This is a genomic window from Marimonas lutisalis, assembly GCF_005434965.1.
GTDB classification, from domain to species: Bacteria; Pseudomonadota; Alphaproteobacteria; order Rhodobacterales; family Rhodobacteraceae; genus Marimonas_A; species Marimonas_A lutisalis.
Genome location: NZ_SKCI01000002.1, coordinates 531,591 through 550,891, shown reverse-complemented (window position 1 = coordinate 550,891; position 19,301 = coordinate 531,591). Strand labels below are relative to the sequence as shown.

Annotated in this window: 23 protein-coding genes; 11 read left to right on the top strand and 12 right to left on the bottom strand. The window is 63.7% G+C overall.

The genetic code is table 11. The annotated features are described in order from the left end of the window. The first annotated feature begins 32 nt into the window (after window positions 1-32). The 4 genes from lipB to E0501_RS10790 all read left to right on the top strand — a co-directional run bounded on the left by lipB (window position 33) and on the right by E0501_RS10790 (window position 3,845). On the top strand, window positions 33-713 hold the full coding sequence (gene lipB / locus E0501_RS10805) for a lipoyl(octanoyl) transferase LipB (protein WP_268888890.1): 681 nt from the start codon (window positions 33-35) through the stop codon (window positions 711-713). 137 nt (window positions 714-850) lie between these two features. Beyond that, complete coding sequence (locus tag E0501_RS10800) at window positions 851-1,264, top strand: c-type cytochrome (protein WP_137701378.1); 414 nt, start codon at window positions 851-853, stop codon at window positions 1,262-1,264. A gap of 269 nt (window positions 1,265-1,533) precedes the next feature. Beyond that, complete coding sequence (locus E0501_RS10795) at window positions 1,534-3,207, top strand: cytochrome c oxidase subunit I (RefSeq protein WP_137701377.1); 1,674 nt, start codon at window positions 1,534-1,536, stop codon at window positions 3,205-3,207. 146 nt (window positions 3,208-3,353) lie between these two features. Beyond that, the gene (locus tag E0501_RS10790) at window positions 3,354-3,845 is read left to right on the top strand and encodes a DUF2244 domain-containing protein (protein WP_137701376.1); all 492 of its coding nucleotides are present in this window, start codon (window positions 3,354-3,356) and stop codon (window positions 3,843-3,845) included. Here E0501_RS10790 and E0501_RS10785 read toward each other — a convergent pair whose 3' ends face one another. From E0501_RS10785 to E0501_RS10775, 4 genes are read right to left on the bottom strand one after another with little or no spacing between them, the layout of a single operon-like run. After that, a complete protein-coding gene (locus E0501_RS10785; protein WP_137701375.1) occupies window positions 3,846-4,259 on the bottom strand; it encodes a DUF4864 domain-containing protein in 414 nt (137 codons plus the stop codon). It lies immediately after the preceding gene. 49 nt (window positions 4,260-4,308) lie between these two features. Then, the gene (locus E0501_RS21540; protein ID WP_235857810.1) at window positions 4,309-4,629 is read right to left on the bottom strand and encodes a DUF4336 domain-containing protein; all 321 of its coding nucleotides are present in this window, start codon (window positions 4,627-4,629) and stop codon (window positions 4,309-4,311) included. A gap of 17 nt (window positions 4,630-4,646) precedes the next feature. Next, window positions 4,647-5,048 (bottom strand): DUF4336 domain-containing protein, encoded by a 402-nt coding sequence (locus E0501_RS21535; protein ID WP_235857809.1) that lies wholly within the window; start codon window positions 5,046-5,048, stop codon window positions 4,647-4,649. Between the two features lie 32 nt (window positions 5,049-5,080). Next, the gene (locus E0501_RS10775) at window positions 5,081-6,724 is read right to left on the bottom strand and encodes a lysine--tRNA ligase (protein ID WP_137701374.1); all 1,644 of its coding nucleotides are present in this window, start codon (window positions 6,722-6,724) and stop codon (window positions 5,081-5,083) included. A 119-nt stretch (window positions 6,725-6,843) separates the two neighbouring features. Here E0501_RS10775 and E0501_RS10770 point away from each other — a divergent pair, with 119 nt between their 5' ends. After that, complete coding sequence (locus E0501_RS10770) at window positions 6,844-7,269, top strand: tellurite resistance TerB family protein (protein WP_137701373.1); 426 nt, start codon at window positions 6,844-6,846, stop codon at window positions 7,267-7,269. Beyond that, a complete protein-coding gene (locus tag E0501_RS10765) occupies window positions 7,269-7,682 on the top strand; it encodes a L,D-transpeptidase (protein ID WP_137701372.1) in 414 nt (137 codons plus the stop codon). Before E0501_RS10770 ends, E0501_RS10765 begins: the two co-directional genes overlap by 1 nt. 6 nt (window positions 7,683-7,688) lie before the next feature. Here the strand turns inward: E0501_RS10765 and dacB are convergent, their stop codons facing one another. Together dacB and E0501_RS10755 are read right to left on the bottom strand one after the other, a co-directional pair. Then, window positions 7,689-9,200 (bottom strand): D-alanyl-D-alanine carboxypeptidase/D-alanyl-D-alanine endopeptidase, encoded by a 1,512-nt coding sequence (gene dacB / locus E0501_RS10760; RefSeq protein WP_137701371.1) that lies wholly within the window; start codon window positions 9,198-9,200, stop codon window positions 7,689-7,691. Between the two features lie 47 nt (window positions 9,201-9,247). Further along, complete coding sequence (locus E0501_RS10755; RefSeq protein ID WP_137701370.1) at window positions 9,248-9,856, bottom strand: nicotinate-nucleotide adenylyltransferase; 609 nt, start codon at window positions 9,854-9,856, stop codon at window positions 9,248-9,250. A gap of 229 nt (window positions 9,857-10,085) precedes the next feature. Here E0501_RS10755 and ettA point away from each other — a divergent pair, with 229 nt between their 5' ends. Continuing rightward, window positions 10,086-11,741: an energy-dependent translational throttle protein EttA gene (ettA, locus tag E0501_RS10750; protein ID WP_137701369.1), complete on the top strand. Its 1,656-nt coding sequence runs from the start codon at window positions 10,086-10,088 to the stop codon at window positions 11,739-11,741. A 46-nt stretch (window positions 11,742-11,787) separates the two neighbouring features. Here the strand turns inward: ettA and E0501_RS10745 are convergent, their stop codons facing one another. Beyond that, window positions 11,788-12,324 (bottom strand): REP-associated tyrosine transposase, encoded by a 537-nt coding sequence (locus E0501_RS10745; protein WP_137701368.1) that lies wholly within the window; start codon window positions 12,322-12,324, stop codon window positions 11,788-11,790. Between the two features lie 231 nt (window positions 12,325-12,555). On the opposite strand from E0501_RS10745, the gene E0501_RS10740 reads away from it, so the two are divergent. The 3 genes from E0501_RS10740 to E0501_RS10730 all read left to right on the top strand — a co-directional run bounded on the left by E0501_RS10740 (window position 12,556) and on the right by E0501_RS10730 (window position 13,946). After that, the gene (locus tag E0501_RS10740; RefSeq protein ID WP_137701367.1) at window positions 12,556-13,110 is read left to right on the top strand and encodes a L,D-transpeptidase; all 555 of its coding nucleotides are present in this window, start codon (window positions 12,556-12,558) and stop codon (window positions 13,108-13,110) included. 16 nt (window positions 13,111-13,126) lie between these two features. Next, on the top strand, window positions 13,127-13,513 hold the full coding sequence (locus E0501_RS10735; protein ID WP_137701366.1) for a DUF302 domain-containing protein: 387 nt from the start codon (window positions 13,127-13,129) through the stop codon (window positions 13,511-13,513). Between the two features lie 208 nt (window positions 13,514-13,721). Next, window positions 13,722-13,946: a hypothetical protein gene (locus tag E0501_RS10730; protein WP_137701365.1), complete on the top strand. Its 225-nt coding sequence runs from the start codon at window positions 13,722-13,724 to the stop codon at window positions 13,944-13,946. Between the two features lie 4 nt (window positions 13,947-13,950). Here the strand turns inward: E0501_RS10730 and trxC are convergent, their stop codons facing one another. The 3 genes from trxC to E0501_RS10715 all read right to left on the bottom strand — a co-directional run bounded on the left by trxC (window position 13,951) and on the right by E0501_RS10715 (window position 17,006). Beyond that, entirely contained in the window at window positions 13,951-14,385 is a 435-nt protein-coding gene (gene trxC, locus E0501_RS10725) for a thioredoxin TrxC (RefSeq protein ID WP_137701364.1), read from the bottom strand. 70 nt (window positions 14,386-14,455) lie between these two features. Further along, the gene (locus E0501_RS10720; RefSeq protein WP_137701363.1) at window positions 14,456-15,496 is read right to left on the bottom strand and encodes a serine/threonine protein kinase; all 1,041 of its coding nucleotides are present in this window, start codon (window positions 15,494-15,496) and stop codon (window positions 14,456-14,458) included. 64 nt (window positions 15,497-15,560) lie between these two features. Continuing rightward, window positions 15,561-17,006: an aldehyde dehydrogenase family protein gene (locus E0501_RS10715; protein ID WP_137701362.1), complete on the bottom strand. Its 1,446-nt coding sequence runs from the start codon at window positions 17,004-17,006 to the stop codon at window positions 15,561-15,563. A 165-nt stretch (window positions 17,007-17,171) separates the two neighbouring features. On the opposite strand from E0501_RS10715, the gene E0501_RS10710 reads away from it, so the two are divergent. Further along, on the top strand, window positions 17,172-17,825 hold the full coding sequence (locus E0501_RS10710) for a peroxiredoxin (protein WP_137701361.1): 654 nt from the start codon (window positions 17,172-17,174) through the stop codon (window positions 17,823-17,825). Between the two features lie 54 nt (window positions 17,826-17,879). Here E0501_RS10710 and E0501_RS10705 read toward each other — a convergent pair whose 3' ends face one another. Further along, on the bottom strand, window positions 17,880-18,596 hold the full coding sequence (locus tag E0501_RS10705; RefSeq protein WP_137701360.1) for an LrgB family protein: 717 nt from the start codon (window positions 18,594-18,596) through the stop codon (window positions 17,880-17,882). Further along, entirely contained in the window at window positions 18,593-18,937 is a 345-nt protein-coding gene (locus E0501_RS10700) for a CidA/LrgA family protein (protein ID WP_137701359.1), read from the bottom strand. The genes E0501_RS10705 and E0501_RS10700 overlap by 4 nt, the downstream gene beginning before the upstream one ends. Window positions 18,938-19,301 lie beyond the last annotated feature (364 nt).

Sequence of the window (19,301 nt, the reverse complement as noted above, 5' to 3'; positions counted from 1 at the left end):
CTGACATTTCCGTCGCTCCGGTCTAAAGACATCTGCGCACACTCCAGCACACCGGCACCCCCATGATCGAATGGAAAATCTCCGACGGGCTTACCGACTATGAAGAGGCCCTGGCCTTCATGGAGACCCGCGCCGAGGCGATCGCCGCCGGGAAGGCGCCGGAATGCATCTGGCTGCTGGAACACCCGCCGCTCTATACCGCCGGCACCTCGGCCAAACGCGAGGATCTCACCGACCCCGACCGCTTCCCGGTCTTTGAGGCCCGGCGCGGCGGCCAGTACACGTATCATGGCCCCGGCCAGCGCGTCGTCTACGTGATGCTGAACGTGGGCAAACGCGGCCACGACGTGCGCCGCTTTGTCCAGCAACTCGAAGAGTGGGTGATCGCCACCCTAGATGAGTTCAACATCCGCGGCGAAATCCGCGAGGGCCGCGTCGGCGTCTGGGTCACCCGCCCGGAAAAACCGCCCCTGCCCGATGGCAGCCCCCGCGAAGACAAAATCGCCGCTATCGGCATCCGCCTGCGCAAATGGGTCAGCTTCCACGGCATCTCGATCAACGTCGATCCCGATCTTTCGCATTTTTCCGGCATCGTGCCCTGCGGCATCACCGGCCACGGCGTTACCAGCCTCGTCGATCTCGGCCTGCCGGTCAGCATGAGCGATCTCGACACCGCGCTGCAACGCAGGTTCGACCCGGTTTTCGGCGACTGACCGCTGCGAATTCACAAAGATGTAATGAAAAAACATCTATGTGCGACAAATCACCCGGGCGGTTGCGCTTGTCACGCGGGGCCTTGAAAATATATCAAGACGCGGACTCACCCGGTTCTCAACACAATGAGGTAGACATGAAAACCGTACTGACGACCACCGCCGCACTCCTGGCCCTTGCCGCTCCGGCCTTCGCCGAAGGCGACGCCGCCGCCGGCGAGAAAGAGTTCAAGAAGTGCAAATCCTGCCACATGATCGTCTCGGACGAGGGTGAAACCATCGTCAAGGGCGGTAAAACCGGCCCGAACCTCTACGGCGTCGTCGGCCGCGTGGCCGGCTCGGTCGAAGATTTCAAATACGGCAACGGCCTGAAAGAAGCCGCCGAAGCCGAGTTTGTCTGGACCGAAGAAGAAATCGCCACGTACGTGGCCGATCCCCGCGGCTGGCTCAGCGACAAGGGCTACAACAACAAGTCGAAAATGACCTTCAAGCTGAAGAAGGGCGGCGAAGACGTCGCGGCCTATCTGGCCTCGCTCAAACCGGCGGAATAATCCCGCGGGCTTCCGGTTCGCCGGGAATCACCTGAATATCGAAACGGAGGGCCACGCCCTCCGTTTTTTTGTTGCACGCCAGATACTTGTTAACAGCGGCCCGGGCCTGCCTGATAATTGGCCGAGGCCCAGGGGTGCGACAAAATTATTTGATCTAGGTCAATTTCCACCGTTGCCCCCCACCGCGCCACAAATTAAAACCGAAGGTGGACACGTGCGCGGATTCCACGCTTCTGCGCGCAATCGAATTCAACAGGAGGCACCGCAGCATGGCAGATGCAGCCATTCACGGGCACGAACATGAAGACAACCGCGGGTTCTTTACCCGGTGGTTCATGTCGACCAACCACAAAGACATCGGGATTCTCTACCTGATCGTCTCGGCCCTCGTGGGCCTGATCGCCGTTCTTTTCACCGTTTTCATGCGGATCGAGCTGATGCACCCCGGGGTGCAGCACATGTGTCTCGAAGGCTTCCGCCTGTTTGGCGGTGGAACCGCGGATTGCACGCCCAACGGGCACCTCTGGAACGTCATGATCACCTATCACGGTGTTCTGATGATGTTCTTCGTGGTGATTCCCGCGCTCTTTGGCGGCTTCGGTAACTACTTCATGCCGCTGCAGATCGGCGCGCCGGACATGGCGTTCCCGCGGATGAACAACCTTAGCTTCTGGATGTATGTCGCCGGTGTGTCGCTGGGCGTCGCCTCGCTCTTCGCACCGGGCGGCAACGGCCAGATGGGCTCGGGCGTCGGCTGGGTGCTCTACCCGCCGCTTTCCACCCTCGAAGGCGGCATGTCGATGGACCTCGCGATCTTTGCCGTGCACGTCTCGGGCGCATCCTCGATCCTGGGTGCCATCAACATGATCACCACCTTCCTGAACATGCGGGCCCCGGGCATGACGCTCTTCAAGGTGCCGCTGTTCTCGTGGTCGATCTTCGTCACCGCATGGCTGATCCTGCTGTCGCTGCCCGTTCTGGCCGGCGCCATCACCATGCTGCTGACCGACCGGAACTTCGGAACCACGTTCTTCGATCCGGCCGGTGGCGGTGACCCGATCCTCTACCAGCACATCCTGTGGTTCTTCGGTCACCCCGAAGTCTACATCGTGATCCTGCCGGGCTTCGGCCTCGTCAGCCACGTGTTCGCCACCTTCTCGCGCAAGCCCGTCTTCGGCTACCTGCCGATGGTCTGGGCGATCATCGCGATCGGCGCTCTGGGCTTTGTCGTATGGGCGCACCACATGTACACCGTGGGCATGTCGCTGACCCAGCAGTCCTACTTCATGCTGGCCACGATGGTCATCGCCGTTCCGACAGGGATCAAGATCTTCTCGTGGATCGCCACGATGTGGGGCGGCTCGCTCGAGTTCAAGGCACCGATGTTGTTTGCCATCGGCTTCCTGATCCTCTTCACCATCGGTGGCGTGACGGGCATCGTTCTGTCGCAGGCCGGCGTAGACCGCGCCTATCACGATACCTACTACGTCGTGGCGCACTTCCACTACACCATGTCGATGGGCGCAGCCTTCACCATCTTTGCCGGGATCTATTTCTACATGGGCAAGATGACGGGCCGCCAGTATCCGGAATTCTGGGCCAAGGTTCACTTCTGGATGTTCTTCATCGGCGTCAACCTGACCTTCTTCCCCCAGCACTTCCTGGGCCGTCAGGGCATGCCGCGCCGCTACATCGACTACCCCGAGGCGTTCGCCTACTGGAACTACATCTCCAGCTGGGGCGCTCTGCTCAGCTTCGCATCCTTCGTCCTGTTCTTCGGCATCGTGTTCTACACGCTGTTCCGCGGCGCCCGCGTGACCGAAGCCAACTACTGGAACGAATATGCCGACACGCTCGAGTGGACCCTGCCCTCGCCGCCGCCGGAGCACACCTTCGAACAGCTCCCCAAGCGTGAGGACTGGGACAAGGGTCACGCCCACTAACCGGGCCTGGACCTGAGAAAACGCGCGAACAGGGCTCCAGGTGACAACCTGGGGCCCTTTTCAATTCTTCAACCGCTCTCCCGGCCTTTCCGCACCCTTTCGCGCGATCGCCCGGCAGGGCAGGCAAGCTACCCGCCGGAACACCGATGCCCCACCGCTGGTCCAACACCACCGACGAACGCCAGGTCACGCTCTGGCCCCACCGCTCGCTGCCGCGCCGCGGCTTCGCGGCGATCATCCTCATGGCCTTCCTTCTGGCCACCGTGCCGCTCTACGGGCTTCTGGGAACTGTGTTCCTCTGGGGTCTACTGCCCTTCCTGCTGCTGGCCGTGGCCGGGCTCTGGTGGGCGCTCGAACACACCTACAAGACCGCGGAAGTACTCGAAACGCTCACCATTACGCCCGAACAGACGCGGCTGGTGCACCAGCCGCCCAAGGGCGATGTCCTGACATGGGAATGCAACACCTACTGGACCCGTGCCCAAATCTACCTCACCGGCGGCCCGGTTGAGCATTACGTCACCCTGTCGGGCAACGGGCGCGAAGTGGAAATAGGCCGCTTCCTGTCGGAAAAGGAACGCAAGATCCTGATTGGTGAGTTGAAAGAGGCGCTGAAGGACCTCGCCGGCAAAGGCTGATCAGGCCGTCATCCCCGGCATTTCCAAGAGCTGCACACCGTTGATCTTCCAGCCGCCCGGCAGCTCGATCATCTGGTAGTCCAGCATGTGCAAATCACCCTTGGCATCGCTGATACGCACCTTCTGCCACAGCCGGCCGTCGATCTCGCGCAGCTCCAGGAACTCCACATTCGCCGGCCGCCACACCATCGGATAGCCATGCTGCACCATGTGCCCGAACATCTCGGGCGTGCGGAAAATGCGCTTGATGTTGGGGCTGGCGAACCCGAAGGCGCGGGTGAAATCATCGGCCTTGAAGGCTTCGATCTGCTGGCTGATCACATCCTCGACCGCCGGGCTGCGGGCCTCATCGGCCTCTACGTCGCGTGCGGCAAAGCCAACGACGATCAGAATGGCAAGAACGATCTGTTTCATCTGTCTACCCCCTGTCTGCCCATGTTTACGCAGCGGCAGGGGCGCCGGATCACTTTTCCGACCAGAGGAACCGGAACGCCCGGCGCAGCTCCGCCGCGCCGTCGCGCCGGTACCATCGCCCATGCGCCACGATCACCCGCTCCGGGTCCCAGCCGATCATCCGCTCGACCGCGGCGCGCAGCTGGTCATGATGGCCCCGGAACGTCGCCCGCATGTCCCGCGGCATCTGTCCGTCCGGGTCCAGGATCCCGCCCATCCGCGCCGCGATCCGCATCCACCACGGCAATTTCGCCGCTTCGAAATTCTCGATCAGGTCGGTCAGGATCAGCGTCCTCGACGCGCGATGGAAAAACACCGCCTCGCGGTGCACCGGGCTGCCCTCGACGATTATCTGCGCGATCTGCCCGGCCCAGGCGGCCTCGGCCCCCTGCGCCCCAGGTCATGATCGAAACGCAACTCCATGCCCTTCTTCGCCGCCCGCTGGGCCACCCCCGGCGCGGCCCAGGCCAGGGCCCTCGGAAACGCCGCCTGCCAGTCGGCGACATAGGCATAATGGATCCAGTTCGGCGCGATCAGATGCGCCACCGGCACCAGTGCCGCAACCTCATCGCGCAAACCATCGCTCAGTTGCGTGGGCGAATGCACCCACAGATCACCGTTATCCAGCTGCACCACCGTCGCCCGCGTCGAAAACGGCATTCCGAAAAACCGGATCGCCGGACCATCCACGATCCAGATCCCCGGCCCCACCGGTTTCGGCGTGTTCAGCGGTTCATACCCGGTCGCCATGGCCGTAGGGTGGGGTTTCACCCCACCTTGGGTCAACCCAGCTCGCCGGCCAGCGCCTTCTCGATCAGTGCGATGGTCTCGTCCACGCCGTAAAGCGCGATGAACCCGCCAAAGCGCGGCCCCTGGCTCGCGCCCAGGCACACCTCGTAGATCGCCTTGAACCAGTCGCGCAGCGGCTCAAACCCGTGGTTCTTGCCCACGGCGAACACGATCGACTGCAGGAAGTCCTCGTCGCCGTAATCGGCCTCCGGCAGCGGCTCGTCATTGCCCATAACCGCGTTCTTCTTCGCAATCTGCTCCAGCGCCGCCTCGGGCGATTTCAGCGCCGCCACCAGGTCCTCCAGCGCCGCGAGCTCCTGCACGTCGGGTGCGCGATACACCTTCTCGGGCTTCACGAAATCATTGAAATAGCGCACCGCGTATCTCGCCGCCGCATCCATGCCCGGATGCGTCTCCGGCGTCGCGTCGGGGGCGTATTTTCCGATAAAGCCCCACATCGTCGCTTTGTCCTCGGCGCTCGACGCGCTGGCCAGGTTCAACAGCATCGAGAACGGCACAACCATGTCCGAGGCGGGCACATCGCCGCCGTGGATGTGGAACACCGGGTTGTTCAGCTGCGCCTTCAGGTCCTGGCCCGGATAGGCGCGCAGCTGCTGGTGATACTCGTCCACTGCCTTGGGAATCACGTCGAAATACAGCCGCTTCGCCGTCTTCGGTTTCTGGTACATGAAATACGACAGGCTCTCGGGCGCGGCATAGGTAAGCCACTCTTCCATCGACAGGCCATTGCCCTTCGATTTCGAGATCTTCTGACCTTCTTCATCCAGGAACAGCTCGTAATTGAACAGCTCCGGCGGCTGCGTCCCCAGCACCCGGCAGATTTTCGAGCTCAGCTCGGCCGACGGGATCAGGTCTTTCCCGAACATTTCGTAATCCACGCCAAGCGCCGCCCAGCGCATGCCCCAGTCGGGCTTCCACTGCAGCTTGACATTGCCACCCGTCACCGGCACTTCCACCCGCTCACCGTCGGGTTCCTCGTAAACGATCGTGCCTTTCTCCAGGTTCCGCTCCAGCGTCGGCACCTGCAGCACATGGCCGGTCTTCGGGCTCACCGGCAGGAACGGCGAATAGGTCTCCTGCCGTTCCTTGCCCAGCGTCGGCAGCATGATCTCCATGATCTTGTCGAACTCGTGCAGCGCCTTCAGCAGCGCCTCGTCGAACTTGCCGCTCTTGTAATACTCGGTCGCACTGGCGAACTCGTACTCGAACCCGTAACTGTCGAGGAACGCATTCAGACGCGCGTTGTTATGCGCACCGAAGCTGTCATGCGTGCCGAACGGGTCGCGCACCTTGGTCAGCGGCAGGTTCAGATCCTCTTTCATCTGCTCCTGGTTCGGCACGTTGCCCGGCACCTTGCGCAGTCCGTCCATGTCATCGGAAAAGCAGATCAGCTTGGTCGGGATGTCCGAGATCAGCTCGAACGCCCGGCGCACCATGGTCGTGCGCGCCACCTCGCCAAAGGTGCCGATATGCGGCAGGCCCGACGGGCCATAGCCGGTTTCGAACAGCACATAGCCCTTCTCGGGCGCGGCCTTGGCATAGCGTTTCAATACCCGGCGGGCCTCTTCAAAGGGCCAGGCTTTGCTTGCAAGGGCGGCGTCGCGCAGTTCTGTCATGGGAAATCTCCGATTCTTCCCCGCCGCCGCCATCGCGGCGCGGGCTTGGCGTTCCTATTGTGCTGCAGCGCAGAGGTCAATATTTACAACACTGAGACACGCCAAACCGGAGCGCCGAGATGAACGATACCATTCCCCACCCACTGTCCCCCCAGGACTGTCTTGTCGCGGTCATGATCGCGGTATCGGCGTCTGACGAAAACATCCGCACCTCCGAACTGGTCAAGATCCAGTCGGCGGTGAACAACCTGCCGGTCTTCGCCGATTACGATATCGACCGGATGAACATGATGGCCCAGACCGTGTTCGACCTGTTCGAGCAGGAAGACGGGCTCGATGCACTCTTCGGCCTCGTGCGCGACAACCTTCCCGAACGGCTGTGGGAAACCGCCTATGCGCTGGCCTGCGATGTCGCCGCCGCCGATGGCACCCTGCTCGAGGAAGAGCTGCGCCTGCTCGAGGAGATCCGCTACGAGCTCAATATCGATCGGCTGCACGCCGCCGCGATCGAACGTGGCGCCCGCGCGCGGCATTTGACGGCGTAATGCTTGCCCGGCTCGCGCTGCTGGTCGTTCTGCTCGCCTCAAGGACCGACGCGGGCGAACTCGAAGCCCATATCGACCTTTCCGACCAGCAGATGACGGTCTATCTCGACGGCCAGGCGCTCTATTTCTGGCCGGTTTCGACCGCGCGCGCGGGGAAATTCACCCCGATCGGGCTTTACGCCGTGCAGTCGATGAAGCGGATGCATTACTCGACGCTCTATCACAACGCACCGATGCCCTGGTCGATCTTCTTCTCCGGCAATTTCGCCATCCACGGCACAGACCAGATTAACCGCCTGGGCCGGCCCGCCAGCGCCGGCTGCGTGCGCCTGCACCCCGCGAATGCCGAAACGCTCTACCGGCTGATCCTGCAATACGGGCGCGCGCATACCACCATCCACATCACGCGCTGACGCGGCTCAGCTGCCGTAAAGCGCGCCCCAGCGCTCGATCAGCTTCTGCTGCAACTGCTTGGCGCGCTTGTTCCACCCGCGCGATCCCTGCGGCCGCTCGCGGTCGCCCTGCCGGATCTGCGCGCGCTTGCCCTCGTCGGCGGCGAAAATAGCAAAGGCCAGTTCGGTCCCGTCCGCCGCCTGCATGTATCCCGCCAGCCCGCTCACGAAATTCAGCGTGCCAGTTTTGGCATAAACCTTGATCGGGTGCCCCTTGTTCACCTTGCCGTTCGCGTGGCGCATCGCGATCGGCTTCAGGATGGGCTTCAGCGCCCCGTTGCGATGCACCCTGACCAGCGCCAGCGCCATGTCCTCCGCCGTCAACCGCGAGGCATCGCCAAGCCCTGAATGATCGACCAGTTTCGCGCGGTTCATGCCCAACGTTTGCGCGGCCCAGCGGCTCATCTCGCTGCCGCTCGCGCGCAGGCCCGCCACGCGGCCCTTGCGTTTCACCGTCGCCGCCAGTCCCACCATCTCGGCGGTCAGGTTGTTCGAGAATTTCAGCATGTCGCGCAGGATGATGCGCAGCTCCGGGCTCGCATGCCGGGCCAGCACCGTGCCCCCCGGCGCACGGTTCGTCTTGGCCGGCGCCTTCAACACGATGCCCTGGCTCCGCGCGAATGTGCGAAACACCTCGCCGGCATATATCTCGGGCTGGCGCACCGGCAACCAGCGCGATCCGCCCTTGCCCAGCGCGCCACTGGCCACCGTCCAGTGGTCCTCGCCGTTCCGTTCCTCGTAGGTATAGACCGGCAGATCGCGCCGTGCGACGCGCATCTTCGCCACGCGCACCTTGGGGCGGTACTTGTCGCTGCGTGCATCCATGCTCACGCGCCAGCCGTTGCCGCCGCGCTTCCACTCGAAATGCACCCGGTTGAAATTCAGGCTCAGTCCCGAAATCGCCGGGTTGTATCCCACGTGCTCGGGCTGCGCGCGGTCGATCTCGTGGGCAAAGGGCAGCGCGCCCCCCCAGACCTCGAACCGGCCCTTCACCTCGCGCACGCCGGCGGCCTTCAGCTGCCGCGCCATCTCGGCCAGCGCGTTGGTATCAAGCGTCGGATCGCCGCCCCCCGCCAGCACCAGGTCCCCCTTCAGGACACCGCCCTGCACCGGTCCCGTCGCAAAGAGCTGCGTGACAAAGCGATGCGACGGCCCCAGCGCGTCCAGCGCATAAAGCGCGGTCACCGCCTTGGTCACGCTCGCCGGCGGCTGCGCCAGCCCCGAATCGTGCTTTTCCAGGATCAGCCCCGTGCGTGCATCGGCCACGGTAAAGGCCACCCGGCCACCCAGCCGCGCCTCGTCGATCAGCGCGCCAGCCCCGGGCACCCGCGATTTGCTCGCCACTTTCGCGGGCATGTTGCCCGCCCCCGGCCGCAGCACCGGCCGCAAGGATGTCGCCGGCGGATTGGCCAGAACCGGCCCCGCCAGCCCGGCCAGCGCGGCACCCAGGAATCCACGTCTTGAAAAGGCGCTCGTCATGGGGCCGAGTTAACCCAATGCGCGCGCAGCGCACAAGCGGCCAATCATCACGCCCGCGTGGACCAGCCGCCGCGTGCGCGGATTTCCGTCGACGACACGTCGACCATCGGCACGTTCACGAAACACCAGCGCGGCGCTTCGCCCCGGGCCAGCACCCGGCACTGCCGCCCGCCCAGACGGGCAAAGCGATAGATGTCGGCCGCCTTGGCGTGGCGTGCGGCAATCCTCTGCCCCGGCCGCGCCAACACCCCCACAGGCACGGTTTCGATGATCCAGCGCCAGTCCTGCCACTGGTCGAACTGCGCCAGGTTGTCCGCCCCCATGATCCAGACGAACCGCACGCCCGGACGCGCCCGCATCAGCGCGCGCAGCGTCTCGGCGGTGAACCGCGTGCCCGCGCGCGCCTCGAAATCGGTGATCTTCACCCGCGGATGGTCCATCACCTCCCGCGCACGCGCCATCCGTGCCGCCAGCGGCGCCGGCCCCCGTGTCTTCAGCGGGTTGCCCGGGCTCACCAGCCACCACAGCTGGTCCAGCCCGAACCGCTTCAACGCCTCGCGGCTGATATGGGCGTGCCCCTCGTGGGCCGGGTCGAACGACCCGCCCAGCAGGCCCACCACCTGGCCCGCCCGCGCATATGGCACTCCATGTCTCATCGCCGCGTTGTCGCCCCGCCCCGCGCCCCTGTCAACGCGCAACCCGCCAGGCATACGCCCGATCCCCCGCTTCATCTGACCTCAAATACCTCGGGGGGATGTCACAAAACCCCCGGTTTTGTGACTGGGGGGCTGGCCCCCCCTGCGCGCCGCATCTCTACATTGCCCCCGCCCGCCCAAGCGACTATCTAGACCGGCAACACATGCTTTACGCGCAAGGACGACGATCATGGCCAACCACAAATATGTCTACTTCATGCAGGGCGTCTCCAAGACCTACCCGGGCGGCAAGAAATGCTTCGAGAACATCCATCTCAGCTTCCTGCCCGGCGTGAAGATCGGCGTCGTCGGCGTGAACGGCGCGGGCAAATCCACCCTGCTGAAAATCATGGCCGGCCTCGACAAGGACTTCCAGGGTGAAGCCTGGTCGGCCCAGGGCGTCAACGTGGGCTACCTGCCGCAGGAGCCAGAACTCGACCCCGCGCTCGACGTGCGCGGCAACGTCATGCTCGGCGTGGCCGAGAAGAAGGCCAAGCTCGACCGCTTCAACGAACTGGCGATGAACTACTCGGATGAGACCGCCGACGAGATGGCCCAGCTGCAGGACGAGATCGACAGCGCGGGCCTCTGGGATCTCGACGCCCAGATCGACGTCGCGATGGAGGCGCTGCGCTGCCCGCCCGACGATGCCGACGTCACCACTCTCTCGGGCGGCGAAAAACGCCGCGTCGCGCTCTGCAAGCTGCTGCTGGAACAGCCCGACATGCTGCTGCTGGACGAACCCACCAACCACCTCGATGCCGAAACCATCGCCTGGCTGCAACAGCACCTGATCGACTACAAGGGCACCTGCCTCATCGTCACGCACGACCGCTATTTCCTCGACGACATCACCGGCTGGATTCTCGAGCTCGACCGCGGCCGCGGCATCCCCTACGAAGGCAACTATTCCGCCTGGCTCGAACAGAAGGCCAAGCGGCTCGAACAGGAGGCCCGCGAGGACAAGTCGCGCCAGAAGACGCTTGAGCGCGAACTGGAATGGATGCGCCAGGGCCAGAAGGCGCGCCAGTCCAAGCAGAAGGCCCGGATCGACCGCTACAACGAGCTCGCCAACCAGTCCGAGCGTGAAAAGATCACCCGCGCCCAGATCGTCATCCCCAACGGCAAGCGCCTCGGCTCCAAGGTGATCGACGTGAATGGTATCTCGAAACACATGGGCGACAAGCTCCTGATCGAAGATCTCACATTTTCGCTGCCGCCCGGCGGCATCGTCGGCGTGATCGGCCCCAACGGCGCAGGTAAAACCACGCTCTTCCGCATGCTGACAGGCCAGGAACAGCCCGATTCCGGCACCATCGAATATGGCGACACGGTCGAGCTCTCCTATGTCGACCAGACCCGCGACGCGCTGCCCGACAACAAGACCGTGTGGGAGGTGATCTCCGACGGCCAGGACATCATCCAGCTCGGCGATGCCGAGGTGAACAGCCGCGCCTATTGCTCGGCCTTCAACTTCCGCGGCGGCGACCAGCAGAAAAAGGTCAACCTGCTCTCGGGCGGCGAACGCAACCGCGTGCACATGGCCCGTCTGCTGAAATCGGGCGGCAACGTGCTGCTCCTCGACGAACCGACCAACGACCTCGATGTCGAAACCCTGCGCGCTTTGGAAGACGCCCTCGTCGATTTCGCCGGCTGCGCCGTCGTCATCTCGCACGACCGTTTCTTCCTTGATCGCATCTGCACCCACATCCTCGCCTTCGAGGGCGACGCCCATGTCGAATGGTTCGAAGGCAATTTCGAGGATTACGAGGAAGACAAGAAACGCCGCCTGGGCGCGGACGCGCTTGAGCCCAAGCGGATCAAGTTCAAAAAGTTCACGCGGTAATCTGTTTCTTTCGGATACACCCGGGGCGCGCGCCTCAGCGCGCGCCCTACGCCGCAAAGCGCCCCAATCGGATCTCCCGGTGAACCGAGGAATAAAGCCAATCCTCGGGCCGCGCGACGACCCCGTGTTTCACCGGGTTCATATGGCAATAGTGAACGCAGGCGGCGAAATCCTCCGGCCCGCGGATGTGATGCTCCCAGAACCGCCGCTGCCAGATACCGCACTCGCGTTTCGCCACGCGTAGGCCGGGCTTCAGCCCGGCATACCTTCCGGATTGCACCACCGGCAGATCGGATGGCGGGCTGAAGCCCGCCTTACGCAAACTCATGGTAAACCGCGCCTTGATCGCGCCCCACCGGGTCGAGAAATCCGCGTCCCCCTCGGGCAGGGTCCACACCGCATGAATGTGATCGGGCATCACAACCCAGGCGTCTATGCGGAACGGCCGCTCGGCCCGCGTCCTGCGCACCGCCTCGCGCAGGTGGCAAATCTCATCGAGCAACAGGGCCGACCCGCGGGCCTGCAGGTTGACCGTGAAAAAGACCGATGCGCCGGGCACCCGGGGGCGAATGTATTGCGACATACCCCAACCCTGCCGCGCGCAGGGTTAACGCCCGGTTAAACCGCGCGGAGCGTTAACCCGCGCGGGCCCGCGCGGGGGCCAGATCTCCCGGCAGCCGGATGTCAGCCGGCCGGTGCACGCAAATCACCCCCCGAGTCGCCGCCGAACGCCCGATTTAACGATTTCGTGCGGCACGTTGATTTTTCCGTCCCAGATGGCAAAATCACCGGGAAAGAAACCTTGGGGCCAGTCATGTTCAACCGTCGTACGTTCCTCACCGCCACCGCCGCCACGCTCGCCGCGCCGCACGTGGTCCGCGCCTTCGAACTCAACCCGATTTTCGCGCCGCAACCGGTCAAGGTCGGCCCGGCGCTGCAGCCAGGCCAGCTGTTGATCCTGCCCAAGGCGCATTTCCTTTATTTCGTCACTGCCCCCCGCCAGGCGATGCGCTATGGCGTGGGCGTGGGCAAGGCCGGGCTCGAATTTACCGGCACCGCCACCATCGACGTGAAAAAGGAATGGCCCACCTGGCGCCCCACGAACGAGATGATCGAGCGCGAGCCGCGCACCTATGCCAAGTTCAAGGACAACGACTATGTCCAGCCCGGCGGGCCCGGTAACCCCTTGGGCGCACGGGCGCTTTACCTGTTCCAGAACGGCCGCGACACCTATTTCCGCATCCACGGCACGACCCAGCCCAGCTCGATCGGGCGCTCGGTGTCCAATGGCTGCATCCGCATGATCAACGACCACGTGATCGACCTTTACCAGCGCGTGCCGATCGGCACACCGGTGACGGTCATTTAACCCTACAGGAGGTCCCATGTCCTACACGCTCGACCGTATCATCACTAATGCCAGCTTTGACGAGGTCGATGAACGCACCCGCAAGGCATTGGCCGACAAAGGCTTCGGCGTGCTGACCGAAATCGACGTCAAGGCGACGATGAAGACGAAGATCGACAAGGACATGGATCACTACCGCATCCTTGGCGCCTGCAACCCGAATCTCGCCTACCAGGCCATCGGGTTCGAGCCCAAGCTCGGCACCATGCTGCCCTGCAATGTCATCCTGCGCGCCGTCGAGGACGGGGTCGAGGTCTCGGCGGTCGACCCCGTCGCCTCGATGGCCGCCATCGACAATGACGAGCTCAAGAAGGTCGCCGCCCAGGTCCGCGACATGCTGCAAGAGGCCGTCAACGCGATCTGAAGAAACGCTCCTATTGTGTCGAAAAGGCCCGCGCCCTTCGCGCGGGCCTTTCGTTTACCATTTTGAAAGGCTTTGCATCTAGCCTGTCCGGAACCGGCGGAAATCCACCCGCCACGCCGTCACCGCCTTCCCGCCTTATTTCCGGCGCATTTGCGGTCAAAGAATGGGGGGAAGACGGCAAGAAGACGGTTTTTGAAAGGATGGACTCATGGCGCTCGCAGTGATGTTTCTTTCCGGCATGGCCGGGGTGGTCACCTCTCTCACCGCGCTGATCCTATTCAACGTCTCCTGGTCCAACGCATTGGCGATCTATCTCGTCACCTCCATCGTCCCGGCGGCGCTGGTCATGGCCGGATTGTACCTGCATATGCAGATCACCCGCGCCCTGACCACCCCCGATGGAGAAGCGCGGGCGCATTCCCCCCGCGTCTAAGCGGTCAGACCGACGCTTTCACCCAATTCACGATCTGCGCGGCCGGCATCGCTCCGGATTGACGCGCTTTTTCGCGCCCGCCCGCGAACCCGGCCATCGTCGGAATGCCGCGGATGTTGTATTTCGCTCCGGCCTGCGGATGCTCCTCGGTGTTCAGCTTGACCAACCGCGCCTCACCGCTCAGCTCCTGCGCCGCCTTGGAAAACTCCGGCGCCATCATCCGGCAGGGCCCGCACCACGGCGCCCAGAAATCCACCACCAGAGGAATTTCATCGTTGCGCGCGGCCTTCTGCAACGTGGCCAGGTCCACCTCGGCCACCTTCCCGGTAATCAGCTTCGCCCCGCAGGTGCCGCATTTCGCCCCCGCGCTCAGCCGGTCCGCCGGCACGCGGTTCACCTGGCCGCAGTCCAGACAGGTTACTTTCTTCGATTGGGCCATCTCAGCCTCCATCTGATATATTCGGAAGGCAATATATGTTTCGCCAGGCCGAATGGAAGGCCCTGCCGGCTCAACCCTTCAAAATCCGGTCGGTCAGGTTCTGCCGCCCGGCAATGATCGGCTGCAACAGCGGGGCCAGGTCGGGTTCGGCTTGCATCATCATCTCCAGCTCATCAAGCCGGTTCGTCGCCACCAGTTGCAGCGCATCTTCGCGCAGGCTGCCATCGGCGCGGCGGGGCAGATGCGCCACCCCCTGCACCAGTTCCGCCTGGTCCTCGCTCACCAGCGCGCGCAGCGCCGCCTGGTCCAGATCGGTCTCGGCAAAGGCGTAAATCCCCACGCCCTTCGAGGGCAGCGCATAAGTGCACAGCGCCACATCCCGCACCCCCGGGGCGGCGCTCAGCGCCTTGCGCACCGCCGCGCCATCACGCACCAACCGGTCCTCGGTGCCCTCGGCATCCTGCCAGTTCATCAACCGCCTTGTGACGAAATTATAGGCCCGCTTGCCCGTCGCCATCCAGATCCGCGTCGGCAGCGACTTGCGCGCCAGCACCCGCTTTTCCGACGCCGTCAGAAGATGCGGCGCGAAATTGCGCTTCTGTTTCAAAAGGTGGCGCAGATCCTCGCGCGCCATCACGCGATAAAGCGGGCCGCGCCGTCGATGCACGCTGGCCAACTGGAAATCGATGACCGCCGCGCGCCCGTCCGGCGTGCTCAGCCAGTTCTGCGGCTTGGCGATGTCGTTATGCGTCACCCCGCGTCGGCGCATCTCGCGCAACAGGCGCTTGGCATCGCGGTACCACTCGGCCTTGTCCGGTCGGGCCAGCTGCAGGGGCGTGCCATAGGACCAGCTGCGCAGCAGCCCCACCTTGTCCACTTTCAGAAGCTCGGGCACGCCCTCGATCCCATGCACCGCTCGCAACCCGCGGATTTCCTTGCGCGCCAGGAACATCGCGATGGGGCGCGCCCACCACGGCACGCCGTCCAGCTTGCGCAGCACCACCTTCCGCTCCGGGTCCTCGGCCAGGTGCCCGGTGATGGTTTCGGAAAATACATCACGCTTCAGCACCGTCTCGGGCACGAATGTCAGGGTATCGGGCGCGTCAGGCATCGCTCATCCAAAAGAAAATCCGGGGCCGTCATAGCCCCGGATCGCATACAAAGTCTACGCAGGATCAGTCGTTCTCGTTCGACCAGCCCGAAACCGCCTTCACCTCGAGGAAATCCTCGATCCCGAACACGCCGCCTTCGCGGCCATTGCCCGATTGCTTCATCCCGCCAAAGGGCGAGCCCGCACCGCGCGGCTGGCCGTTCATTTCCACCATGCCCGAGCGCAAGCTGCGCGCCATCCGGTTGAGCCGCGCACCATCCTGCGTCTGGACATAGTTGGTCAGGCCGTAAGGTGTGTCATTGGCGATCTCGATCGCCTCTTCCTCGCTGTCGAACGGAATGATCGTCAGGACCGGGCCGAAGATTTCCTCGCGGGCGATGCGCATCTGGTTGTTCACATCGGCAAACACCGTCGGCCGCACATAAAAGCCCTTGTTCAGGCCCTCGGGCCGCCCGGTGCCCCCGGCGATCAGCTTCGCGCCCTCGTCGATACCGGCCTGGATCAGGTCCTGGATCTTGTTCCACTGCACCTCGTTGACCACGGGGCCGATATGGCGGCCCTCCTCATGGGCATTGCCCACCTTGATCGATTGGGCCACCTCGGCGGCGGTTTCCACCGCCTGGTCATACACCCCGCGCTGCACCAGCATCCGGCTCGGCGCGTTACAGCTCTGGCCCGAGTTGTTCATCATGTGGATGACGCCACGCTTCACGGCCTTTTCATCGGCGTCGTCAAAGATCACGTTGGCGCCTTTGCCGCCCAGCTCCAGATGCACCTTTTTCAACGTGTCGGCCGCGGATTTCGAAATCAGGATGCCGGCCCGGGTCGAGCCGGTAAAGCTCACCATGTCCACATCCGCATGCGCAGTCAGTTGGCTGCCCACGCCCACGCCGTCGCCATTGACCAGGTTGAACACGCCCGGCGGGAAACCCGCCTCGTGCATCATCTCGGCAAACAGCATCGCATCGAGTGGGGTTTCCTCGCTCGGCTTCAGGATCATCGTGCAGCCGGCAACCGCCGCCGCGCCCACCTTCAGCGTGATCTGGTTCATCGGCCAGTTCCACGGCGTGATCAGCGCGGTCACGCCCACTGCCTCGTAAATGATCCGGTCATTCGGCGCGTGATCGCCCAGCGGCTTGATGAACTCGAACCCCTTGGCGGCACGCACGAAGTTTTTCAGGTGGCCAAAGCCCGCGCCCCATTGCTGGGTCTTGGCCATGTCGATCGGCGCACCCATTTCCAGCGTGATCGCCTCGGCCATCTCCTCGGCCCGCGCCTTGTAGATGTCGATCAGCTTTTCCAGCATCGCGATGCGCTCTTCCTTGGGCGTCGCCATCCAGGACGGGAAAGCAGCCTTCGCCGCGGCCACCGCCGCATCGGTATCGGCCTGGCCACCCAGCGAAATCACCGCCACCGGCTCTTCGGTCGACGGGTCGATCACGTGGTGATCGCGGCCCTCGATCGGGTCCACCCACTGGCCATTGATATAGAACTGACGCTTCTCGATCATCTGATCACTCCCATTCTCGTCCCGGGTAAAATCACCCGGATTTCCGGATTCGCGACACTCTGTCACTCCACCCCATCTACCGCAAGAGAGGGGGTGTAAAACGTTGCGGAACGATATATCTGAGTTTTTGAATATGGTATTCGCAACAGGAAAGGAGCCTGTCACATGGGCCTTCGCATCAACGATATCGTCCCCAACTTCACCGCCGAAACCGATCAGGGCACGATCACCTTCCACGACTGGATCGGCGATAGCTGGGCGATCCTGTTCTCGCACCCCAAGGATTTCACCCCCGTCTGCACGACCGAGTTCGGCGCCGTTGCCCAACTGGCCGACGAATGGGAAAAGCGTAACACCAAGGTGATCGGCCTCAGCGTCGACAGCGCCGAGGAGCACGTGAAATGGAAATCCGACATCGAGGGCTATGCCGGCGCCAAGGCGGGCTTCCCGATCATCGCCGATGAATCGCTCGAAGTATCGAAACAGTTCGACATGCTTCCGGCCGAGGCCTACCTGCCCGATGGCCGCACTGCCGCCGACTCGGCCAGCGTGCGCTCGGTCTTCATCATCTCGCCCGACAAGAAGGTCCAGCTGATCATGACCTACCCGATGTCGGTCGGCCGTAACTTCGCCGAAGTGCTGCGTGCCCTCGACGGTCTGCAGAAGACCTATGGCGTGCCGCTGGCCACCGGTGCCAACTGGACCCCGGGCCAGGACGTGATCGTGGCGCTGACCCTCTCGACCGAGGACGCCAAGGCGAAATTCGGCGATGTCGATGTCAAGCTGCCCTACCTGCGCACCACCGCCGACCCGGCGTAACCGCGCAAACCGGCAATCTACGAAACGGGCCGCCTTGCGCGGCCCGTTTTCGTTTCAGAAGAACAACGCCCAGAGGACCGGCAGCAGGATCGCCGTGGCCAGCGCATTCAGCCCCATCGCCAGCCCCGCAAAGGCGCCCGCTGTTTCGTTCACCTGCAGCGCCCGCGCGGTGCCGATCCCATGGCTCGCCGTGCCGATGGCCAGCCCCCGCGCGCTCCAATCGCGCACCCCGGCCACCGTCAGGATCATCGGCCCGAACATCGCCCCGAAAATGCCCGTCACGATCACCAGAACCGCCGTCAGCGACGGCACCCCGCCCAGCTGTTCGGCAATCCCCATCGCCACCGGCGCGGTCACCGATTTCGGTGCGATGGAAATCATGATCTCCTCAGCCCCACCCATGACCCGCACCAGAAGCACCGCGCTGATCATCGCCACGAACGATCCCGTCAGCAGGCTGGCCACGATGGCCAGCGCCGATTGCCGCACGCGGTGCAGCTGGCGATAAAGCGGCACAGCCAGCGCCACAGTGGCCGGCCCCAGCAGGAAATGCACGAATTGCGCACCCTCGAAATAGGTGCCGTAGTCCGTCCCCGTCGCCCAAAGCACCGCCACGACGATCAAAACTGCACCCAGAACCGGGTTCAGCAACGGATTGCGCCCGGCCTTCTCGAACAGCTTCAGCGCCGCCTGGAACGCCACCAGCGTAAGCGTCAGGTGAAACAGCGGCGACGCGCTCAGGTAGACCCAGGTTTCCTGCAGGTTGCTCATTCTTCCGCCCCCTTGCCCAACCACCGCATCATCAGCCCGGTCACCAGAATGGTCAGAACAGTGCTGAGGATCAGCGCCACGCCCAGCGGCACCAGCGCCTCGCCCAGCAGGCGGAAATGCATCATCACCCCCGCCCCCGCCGGCACAAAGAGAAGCGACATCGCCCCCAGAAGCCCCGTTGCCGTGCGGTCCAGCTCCTCGGGCACCTGCCGCCGCAGCACCAGGAAACCCAGCAACAAAACCATGCCCAGCACGGGCCCCGGAACCGGGATCGCCAGCGCCCCGGTTATCAGCTCTCCCAGCAACTGGCAGACGAATATCAATGTCAGGTAACTCAGCATGCGCAGGCCCTTCTCCGGCTGTCCCGCGCTCAGCTTATTGCGGTCGCCCGCCGCGCGCCACCGTCATGGCGGCAAACGAACAGGGGCCCTGCCCATCCCGACAAGGCCCCTGTCCACCCCGAAACCGGGGCATCCCCGCGAGTGGGGGTCCTCTTCCGTTCGCCACAGGGTCCGGCGAAACCGTGAGTGATTCCGGCGAAACCGTGAGTGATATAGCCGCTGACGCGCACATCAACTTTCGCCTGAAAAGCGACTTAAATTACCCTGACGGGAAAATAAGGGGGAATAATCGCGCGTCTGCATCCATGACCGTGCGTAACCGCCATGCAATGAAAAAGGCCCCGGCGTTTCCACCGGGGCCCGT

Coding starts and splice junctions, on each gene's coding strand:
- E0501_RS10800 (WP_137701378.1), top strand. CDS start 851: ATGAAAACCGTACTGACGACCACCGCCGCACTCCTGGCCCTTGCCGCT.
- E0501_RS10795 (WP_137701377.1), top strand. CDS start 1,534: ATGGCAGATGCAGCCATTCACGGGCACGAACATGAAGACAACCGCGGG.
- E0501_RS10790 (WP_137701376.1), top strand. CDS start 3,354: ATGCCCCACCGCTGGTCCAACACCACCGACGAACGCCAGGTCACGCTC.
- E0501_RS10785 (WP_137701375.1), bottom strand. CDS start 4,259: ATGAAACAGATCGTTCTTGCCATTCTGATCGTCGTTGGCTTTGCCGCA.
- E0501_RS21535 (WP_235857809.1), bottom strand. CDS start 5,048: ATGGCGACCGGGTATGAACCGCTGAACACGCCGAAACCGGTGGGGCCG.
- E0501_RS10775 (WP_137701374.1), bottom strand. CDS start 6,724: ATGACAGAACTGCGCGACGCCGCCCTTGCAAGCAAAGCCTGGCCCTTT.
- E0501_RS10770 (WP_137701373.1), top strand. CDS start 6,844: ATGAACGATACCATTCCCCACCCACTGTCCCCCCAGGACTGTCTTGTC.
- E0501_RS10765 (WP_137701372.1), top strand. CDS start 7,269: ATGCTTGCCCGGCTCGCGCTGCTGGTCGTTCTGCTCGCCTCAAGGACC.
- dacB (WP_137701371.1), bottom strand. CDS start 9,200: ATGACGAGCGCCTTTTCAAGACGTGGATTCCTGGGTGCCGCGCTGGCC.
- E0501_RS10755 (WP_137701370.1), bottom strand. CDS start 9,856: ATGAGACATGGAGTGCCATATGCGCGGGCGGGCCAGGTGGTGGGCCTG.
- ettA (WP_137701369.1), top strand. CDS start 10,086: ATGGCCAACCACAAATATGTCTACTTCATGCAGGGCGTCTCCAAGACC.
- E0501_RS10745 (WP_137701368.1), bottom strand. CDS start 12,324: ATGTCGCAATACATTCGCCCCCGGGTGCCCGGCGCATCGGTCTTTTTC.
- E0501_RS10740 (WP_137701367.1), top strand. CDS start 12,556: ATGTTCAACCGTCGTACGTTCCTCACCGCCACCGCCGCCACGCTCGCC.
- E0501_RS10735 (WP_137701366.1), top strand. CDS start 13,127: ATGTCCTACACGCTCGACCGTATCATCACTAATGCCAGCTTTGACGAG.
- E0501_RS10730 (WP_137701365.1), top strand. CDS start 13,722: ATGGCGCTCGCAGTGATGTTTCTTTCCGGCATGGCCGGGGTGGTCACC.
- trxC (WP_137701364.1), bottom strand. CDS start 14,385: ATGGCCCAATCGAAGAAAGTAACCTGTCTGGACTGCGGCCAGGTGAAC.
- E0501_RS10720 (WP_137701363.1), bottom strand. CDS start 15,496: ATGCCTGACGCGCCCGATACCCTGACATTCGTGCCCGAGACGGTGCTG.
- E0501_RS10715 (WP_137701362.1), bottom strand. CDS start 17,006: ATGATCGAGAAGCGTCAGTTCTATATCAATGGCCAGTGGGTGGACCCG.
- E0501_RS10710 (WP_137701361.1), top strand. CDS start 17,172: ATGGGCCTTCGCATCAACGATATCGTCCCCAACTTCACCGCCGAAACC.
- E0501_RS10705 (WP_137701360.1), bottom strand. CDS start 18,596: ATGAGCAACCTGCAGGAAACCTGGGTCTACCTGAGCGCGTCGCCGCTG.
- E0501_RS10700 (WP_137701359.1), bottom strand. CDS start 18,937: ATGCTGAGTTACCTGACATTGATATTCGTCTGCCAGTTGCTGGGAGAG.